This window comes from Streptomyces sp. NPDC006368, from assembly GCF_040612535.1.
Classification (GTDB): Bacteria; Actinomycetota; Actinomycetes; order Streptomycetales; family Streptomycetaceae; genus Streptomyces.
Genome location: NZ_JBEXQK010000081.1, coordinates 1 through 6,838, shown reverse-complemented (window position 1 = coordinate 6,838; position 6,838 = coordinate 1). Strand labels below are relative to the sequence as shown.

7 protein-coding genes, 1 other RNA gene and 1 pseudogene are annotated in these 6,838 nt (G+C 75.2%); 5 read left to right on the top strand and 4 right to left on the bottom strand.

The window, feature by feature from the left end; all coding sequences use genetic code 11:
* The first annotated feature begins 106 nt into the window (after positions 1-106).
* Positions 107-1,012 carry a GNAT family N-acetyltransferase gene (locus tag ABZZ38_RS29970; RefSeq protein WP_356745623.1) on the top strand — a complete coding sequence of 302 codons (906 nt, stop codon included), beginning with the start codon at positions 107-109 and terminating at the stop codon, positions 1,010-1,012.
* Positions 1,013-1,040: 28 nt separating this feature from the next.
* On the opposite strand, the gene eda is transcribed toward ABZZ38_RS29970, so the two are convergent.
* Positions 1,041-1,712 carry a bifunctional 4-hydroxy-2-oxoglutarate aldolase/2-dehydro-3-deoxy-phosphogluconate aldolase gene (gene eda, locus ABZZ38_RS29965; protein ID WP_356745621.1) on the bottom strand — a complete coding sequence of 224 codons (672 nt, stop codon included), beginning with the start codon at positions 1,710-1,712 and terminating at the stop codon, positions 1,041-1,043.
* Between the two features lie 70 nt (positions 1,713-1,782).
* Positions 1,783-2,565 carry a peroxide stress protein YaaA gene (yaaA, locus tag ABZZ38_RS29960; RefSeq protein ID WP_356745619.1) on the bottom strand — a complete coding sequence of 261 codons (783 nt, stop codon included), beginning with the start codon at positions 2,563-2,565 and terminating at the stop codon, positions 1,783-1,785.
* A gap of 96 nt (positions 2,566-2,661) precedes the next feature.
* Here yaaA and ABZZ38_RS29955 point away from each other — a divergent pair, with 96 nt between their 5' ends.
* Positions 2,662-4,113 (top strand): RNB domain-containing ribonuclease, encoded by a 1,452-nt coding sequence (locus tag ABZZ38_RS29955; protein ID WP_356745617.1) that lies wholly within the window; start codon positions 2,662-2,664, stop codon positions 4,111-4,113.
* A 104-nt stretch (positions 4,114-4,217) separates the two neighbouring features.
* Here ABZZ38_RS29955 and ABZZ38_RS29950 read toward each other — a convergent pair whose 3' ends face one another.
* The gene (locus tag ABZZ38_RS29950) at positions 4,218-4,457 is read right to left on the bottom strand and encodes a hypothetical protein (protein ID WP_356745615.1); all 240 of its coding nucleotides are present in this window, start codon (positions 4,455-4,457) and stop codon (positions 4,218-4,220) included.
* 43 nt (positions 4,458-4,500) lie between these two features.
* Between ABZZ38_RS29950 and ABZZ38_RS29945 the strand changes: the two are divergent.
* Positions 4,501-4,677, top strand: a pseudogene (locus tag ABZZ38_RS29945) (Uma2 family endonuclease); the annotation flags it as partial.
* A gap of 46 nt (positions 4,678-4,723) precedes the next feature.
* Positions 4,724-5,126: RNase P RNA component class A (gene rnpB / locus ABZZ38_RS29940), an RNA gene on the top strand.
* A 90-nt stretch (positions 5,127-5,216) separates the two neighbouring features.
* Here rnpB and ABZZ38_RS29935 read toward each other — a convergent pair.
* Positions 5,217-5,975, bottom strand: a complete 759-nt coding sequence (locus tag ABZZ38_RS29935) for an SDR family oxidoreductase (protein ID WP_356745613.1) — start codon at positions 5,973-5,975, stop codon at positions 5,217-5,219.
* Positions 5,976-6,063: 88 nt separating this feature from the next.
* On the opposite strand from ABZZ38_RS29935, the gene ABZZ38_RS29930 reads away from it, so the two are divergent.
* Positions 6,064-6,838 (top strand): PhoD-like phosphatase N-terminal domain-containing protein (locus ABZZ38_RS29930; protein ID WP_356745611.1); only part of this gene is annotated, 775 nt, incomplete at its 3' end.

Here is a 6,838-nt window from a genome sequence, read left to right as displayed (position 1 = left end):
CGCGAAGAACCCCCGGGGGTCGGGGGCGGAGCCCCGGTTTCGGGAAGGGGCGGGGTGGGGGAAAAGCCCGTGCGCGCCGCCCCCACCCCGTAGCACCATCACCCCCATGCCCTGGCACCTCACCCACGACGTCGACGCCTTCCGGCACGCCGCCCGCGCCTACCTGGAGCGTGACCCCGCCCGCAGCACCGTGCTGCTGACCGTCAGTGAGATGGTGCGCCGGCACGGCCCCCGGCCGTACGGGGACGGCGGCGCCGACGCACGGTTCGGCTGGTGGCGCCGCGCCCGGGGCGAGGGCGGCCCCGTCGAGGGGGCGTTCCTGCAGACGCCGCCCCACCACCCCCTGCTCGGGCCCATGCCCGACGACGCCGCCCGCGAGCTGGCGCACGCCCTGCGCGACGGAGACGTCCGGACCGCGCGAGGCGTACACGTACGGGGCGTACAAGGAGTACGGGGCGGCGACGGCGCGGCGCGGGTGTTCGCCGACGCGTGGACCGGCGGCCCAGGCGGCCCCGGCTGGACCGTCACCCGCCGGTCGCGGCTGTTCCGGCTCGGCGAGCTGACCCCGCCGCACCCCCTGCCGCCCGGCGCGGCACGACGGGCGACGGCCGACGACGTACCGCTCGCCGCCGCCTGGATGAGCGCCTTCGCCGCCGACATCGGCGAGGACCCGGACGCCGACCACACCGAGAACGTCGCGCGCCGCGTCGCGCACGGCGGCCTCCACCTGTGGGAGACCGGTGGCCGGCCCGTGTCCATGGCCGCCCACTCCCCGCTCGTCGCGGCGCAGTCCCGGATCTCACCCGTCTACACCCCGCCCGGCCTGCGGGGCCGCGGCTACGCGGGCGCCGTGACCAGCGCCGTCAGCCGCGCCGCCCGGGACACCGGCGCCCGGCAGGTGCTGCTCTTCACCGACCTGGCCAACCCCACCAGCAACGCCCTGTACCAGCGCCTCGGTTACCGGCCGCTGGACGATCACGTCCATCTCGACTTCACCGCCGGCGACGCCTGACCCTCACGCAAAAGACCGGGCACCGGCGTCAGGCGCCCCGCAGCGCCGACGCCTCGCGCGCCAGGGACTCCACGCGCGCCCAGTCCCGGGCCGCGAGGGCGTCCGGAGGAAGCATCCACGTACCGCCGACGCAGCCCACGTTGGGCAGGGCGAGATACGACGGCGCCGAGGCGAGCGAGATGCCGCCCGTCGGGCAGAAGCGGGCCCCGGGGAGCGGACCGGCCAGCGAGGACAGATAGGCCGTGCCGCCCGCCGCCTCGGCCGGGAAGAACTTCATCTCGCTCACCCCGCGCTCCAGCAGCGCGACGACCTCCGACGCCGTGGAGACGCCCGGCAGGAACGGCACGCCCGACGCCCGCATCGCGCCCAGCAGCCCCTCCGTCCACCCCGGGCTCACCAGGAACCGCGCCCCCGCCGCGACCGCGTCCGCCACCGCGCCGGGCGCGAGCACCGTGCCCGCACCGACCACCGCTTCCGGCACACCCTCCGCGACCGCCCGGATCGCGTCGAGCGCGGCCGGCGTCCGCAACGTCACCTCGATCGCGGGCAGTCCGCCCGCCACCAGGGCACGCGCCAGCGGTACGGCGTCGGCGGCGTCCTCGATGACGACGACGGGCACGACGGGCGCGAGGCCCAGCACGGAGGCGGGCCCCGCCACAGCGGGGCGAGCGGGGGCGGGGCGAACAGGGCCGGCGGTCATGCGGCCCATCCTCACCGCCCCGCACACCACCCGCAACGACCGTTGCGCAGCCCGCAACGCGACGTCGAGGTCAGTGGATCTCGTCCACCAGCACGTCCAGCTGCCACGCCTTGCCGGCCTTCACCGGCGCCTCGCCCTCCACCACGTACCCCAGGTCCCGCAGCGCCTCCACCAGCTCACCCGGAGTCCCGGGCGCCGCGTCCGCGCCCAGCAGGCTCCGTACGATCCGGCCCTTCGTCGCCTTGTTGAAGTGGCTGACCACCTTCCGGGTCGGCGCGTGCAGCACCCGCACCGTCGCCGTACGCCCCGCCACCTCGCCCTTCGGCTTCCACGCCGCCGCGTACGCCGCCGAGCGCAGGTCCAGGACCAGCCCGTCCCCCGCGACCTCGGGCAGCACCGACGCCATCGGCGTACGCCAGTACGCGCCCAGCGCGCCCAGCCCCGGCAGCTTCACCCCCATCGAGCAGCGGTACGACGGGATCCGGTCGTCCACCCGCACCGCGCCCCACAGCCCCGAGAACACCAGCAGCCACTCCCGTGCCCGCTCGCGCGCCGCCGCGTCCAGCGTGGCCAGCCCCAGCGCGTCGTACAGGACTCCCGTGTAGATCTCCCCGGCGGGCCGCGCCCCGGCCGTCCGCAGAGCGGCGTTCTTCGCGACCTCACCGCGCAGGCCCTCGCTCAGCCCCAGCACCTCGCGGGCCTTCTCCTCGTCACCGGCGCACAGCTCCACCAGCTCGTCCAGCACGGTGGCCCGCGCCTCGGCGAGCCCCGGCAGCGACAGCGCCCCCGGCTCCAGCGGCGCGCCGCTCCCCGATGCGGCCTTTCCCTCGGAGGGCGGCAACAGCACGAGCACGGTGGTTCTCCTTCATCACAGGCGGAAGCGGGGGTGCGGCCCCGCCCGCCAGCGTACAAAGTGCCGCACCCCGCCCCGCGCCGCTACGCTCGGTCCATGCCCCGCCGCCACATCCGCGTGACCGGCGCAGCCGAGGCTCCTCTCCGGGACGCCCTGCGCGCGCTGCGCACCGAGCTCGGCCTCCCCGAGGACCCCGACGCCTTCCCGCCCGCCGTCCTCGCCGAGGCCGAGGCCGCCGCCAGGGCGCCGCGCCTGCCGGACCGGGACGCGACGGACATCCCCTTCTTCACGATCGACCCGCCCGGCTCCACCGACCTCGACCAGGCGATGCACCTCGCCCACCGCCCCGACGGCGGCTACCGCGTCCACTACGCCATCGCCGACGTGGCCGCCTTCGTCACCCCCGGCGGCGCGGTCGACGCCGAGGCCCACCGCCGCGTCCAGACCCTCTACCTCCCCGACGGCCGCGTCCCCCTCCACCCGGCCGTCCTCTCCGAGGGCGCCGCCAGCCTCCTCCCCGGCCGGACCGTCCCCGCCCTCCTGTGGCGCATCGACCTCGACGCGTACGGCCACCACGTCACCACCGACGTCGAACGCGCCCTGATCCGCAGCCGCGCCCGCCTCGACTACGCCGAAGTGCAGGAGCAGATCGACACCGGCACCGCCGAGGAGCCGATCGCCCTCCTCCGCGACATCGGCGTCCTGCGCGAGCGCCTGGAGGCCGAGCGCGGCGGGATCTCCCTCGCCGTCCCCGAACAGGAGATCGTCCGCAGCGACAGCGCCTACCACCTGGAGTACCGCGCCCCGCGCCCCGCCGACGCCTGGAACGCCCAGATCTCCCTCCTCACCGGCGCCGCCGCCGCCGATCTGATGGTCGCCGCCGGCACCGGCGTCCTGCGCACGCTGCCCACCGCCCCGTCCGGCGCCGTCGCCCGGCTGCGGCGCTCCGCGAAAGCCCTGGGCATCGACTGGCCGCACCACGTCCCGTACGCGGCGCTCGTCCGCTCCCTCGACCCGCACGACACCCGCCACGCCGCCTTCCTCCAGGACTGCACCACCCTGCTGCGCGGCGCCGGCTACACCGTCTTCGACGGCGGGAACGTCCCCGTGCCCGCCGTCCACGCCGCCGTCGCCGACGAGTACACCCACTGCACGGCCCCGCTGCGCCGGCTCGTCGACCGGTACGCCGGCGAGCTGTGCCTGGCCGCCGTCGCGGGCCGCGAACCGCCCGAGTGGGTACGGGCCGCCCTGCCCGCGCTCCCGCGCGAGATGGCCGAGGGCTCACGCCGCGCGGGCACCGTCGAGCGCGAGTGCGTCGACCTCGTCGAGGCCGCCCTCCTCAAGGACCGGGTGGGCGCCGTCTTCGACGCGTACGTCATCGACGTCCACGACCGCGACCCCTCCGTCGGCACCGTCCACCTGGAGGCACCGGCGGTCGTCGGCCGCGTCGAGAGCGACGGCCGGCCGCTCCCGCTGGGGGAGCGGCTGCGCGTACGGCTCACGCGGGCGGACCCGGGTCGGGCGAAGGTGCTGTTCGTACCCGCGTGAGGGCCTCGTTCAACGCGCGCACCAGGGACGCCCCAGCAGCCGTACATGCGTGACGGGCTCCGCCAGCTCGACCGTGACCGACGTCTGCGACGCCACGGCCAGGTTCAGCACCCCGTCCCGCACCGGGTGGGAGAACAGCGGCTCATGCCGCACGGCCGTGATCCGCTCCAACGCACCCGCAGCTCCACGTGCCCCGCCTGCCGCAGCCGCGGCACGGCCCCCGTCAGCAGATGCGGCCGGGTCGCGGACGCGGCGTGCAGCCCGAGCACGAACAGCACGGTGTAGACGTCCAGCACCAGGAACACGGCGTGCGCCACCGGCCAGGGCGCCAGCAGAAACGCCATGCCGACCGTCTCGACCGCGCACACGAACGCGAAGCCGTACAGGTACGCCCGCGGCGGCATCCCGCTGTACCTGCCGGTCAAGGGCGAGGCGTCCTCGGTGACCCTCTTCAGCGACCCGGAGGGCGGGGACTACCGCCAGGTGGTCACCGTCCCGTTCGGCAGGCCGCTCCCGCTCCCCGAGCCGTTCGGCTTCGACCTGGAGACGGCCGACTTCCTCTGAGGCCCGGCCCGCGTCGAGGTCCGGGTAGCATGGTCGGCACGGCAGACGAGCCGGGCGGACGGCCGCGTGAGGATCTCCGGATCCTCCCGAGGAACGTCCGGGCTCCACAGGGCAGGGTGGTGGGTAACGCCCACCCGGGGTGACCCGCGGGACAGTGCCACAGAAAACAGACCGCCGGGGACCTCGGTCCTCGGTAAGGGTGAAACGGTGGTGTAAGAGACCACCAGCGCCTGGGGTGACCCAGGCGGCTAGGTAAACCCCACCCGGAGCAAGGTCAAGAGGGGCCGCTGTCACAGGCGGCCCTGCGCGGACGTTCGAGGGCTGCCCGCCCGAGTCCGCGGGTAGACCGCACGAGGCCGGCGGCAACGCCGGTCCTAGATGGATGGCCGTCGCCCCGACGACCGCGAGGTCCCGGGGAACAGAACCCGGCGTACAGCCCGGCTCGTCTGCCATTGTGGCCCTGCCCGGGTTTCCCCCTGGCCAGGGCCACAAGTGCGTGTGCACGTCCCGGGGACGGGTCCGGCCACCGGGGCGCGGACCTACCCCCGCCCGATGTACGGCATCGTCGTCGCCATGACCGTGGCGAACTGGATGTTCGCCTCCAGCGGCAGCGCCGCCATGTGCCTCACCGTGCGGGCCACGTCCGCCGCGTCCATCACCGGCTCCGGTGCGAGGGTGCCGTTCGCCTGGAGGATGCCCGACTGCATGCGTTCGGTCATCTCCGTCGCCGCGTTGCCGATGTCGATCTGGCCGCACGCGATCCGGTACGGGCGGCCGTCCAGCGACAGGGACTTCGTCAGACCGGTGATCGCGTGTTTGGTCGCGGTGTACGCGATCGAATGCGGGCGCGGCGCGTGCGCCGAGATCGAGCCGTTGTTGATGATCCGGCCGCCCTGCGGGGACTGGGCCTTCATCCGGCGGTATGCCGCCTGCGCGCACAGGAACGCCCCGGTCAGGTTCACCTCGACGACCGACCGCCACGTCTCCGGGTCCAGGTCCTCGACGGGGGTGCCGCCGCCCGCGAAGCTGCCCGCGTTGTTGAACAGCAGGTCGACGCGGCCGTAGTGGTCGCCGACGGCCGCGAAGAGGGCCGTGACCGCGTCGGCGGACGTGACGTCCGTGGGGACGCACAGCACCTCGGCGCCGGCGCCCGCCAGGGACGCCGTCTCCTCCAGGGGCTCCGCCCGCCGGCCCGCCAGGGCGAGCGCCCAGCCGTCCTCCGCCAGGGCCAGCGCCACGCTCCGGCCGATGCCCGAGCCCGCGCCCGTCACCACCGCGATCCTCCGTACAGCGTTCATGGGGGCGCAGCGTACGGGACGGTCCGGCACCCGGAGCTCATATGGCCGACATGTGGATGTTGTGGACGCGACAACCGCGCTGCGTCCAATGGACCCCATGACCAGCGAACTGCGCGCCGCCGCCCGCCACTTCGACCGCCGCCGCTTCCTCACCGTCACCGGAGCCGCCGCCGCCCTCGCCTTCGCCGTGAACCTGCCGGCCGCCGGTGCGGCGGGCGCCGCCGAGCTGGACGGCCGGAGGATCACCGAGGACCCGTTCACCCTGGGCGTCGCCTCCGGTGACCCGCTGCCCGGCTCCGTGCTGTTGTGGACGCGCCTCGCGCCCCGGCCGTACGAGCCCGGCGGCGGGCTGCCCCGGGCGCGCGTCCGGGTCCGCTGGGAGCTGGCCCACGACGAGCGGTTCACCCGGATCGCCAGACGCGGACAGGCCACGGCGCACCCGGAGTTCGACCACGGCGTCCACGTCGAGGCCGGCGGGCTCGCCCCGGGGCGGGACTACTTCTACCGGTTCCGCACGGGCACCTGGGTGAGCCCGGTGGGACGCACCAGGACCGCCCCGCACCCCGCCGCCCGCGTCGGTGAGCTGCGGCTGGCCGCCGTGTCCTGCCAGGCGTACCACGACGGGTACTTCACCGCGTACCGGCACCTCGCCGACGAGGACCTCCACGCCGTGTTCCACCTCGGCGACTACCTGTACGAGTACGCGGTCAACGCGACCGGCGGCGCCCGCGCCTACGCCGACCGCCGGCTGCCCGCCCACTTCAACCGCGAGACGGTCACCCTGGAGGACTACCGGCTGCGCTACGCCCTCTACAAGTCCGACCCGGACCTGCGGGCCGCGCACGCCGCGCACCCCTTCGTCG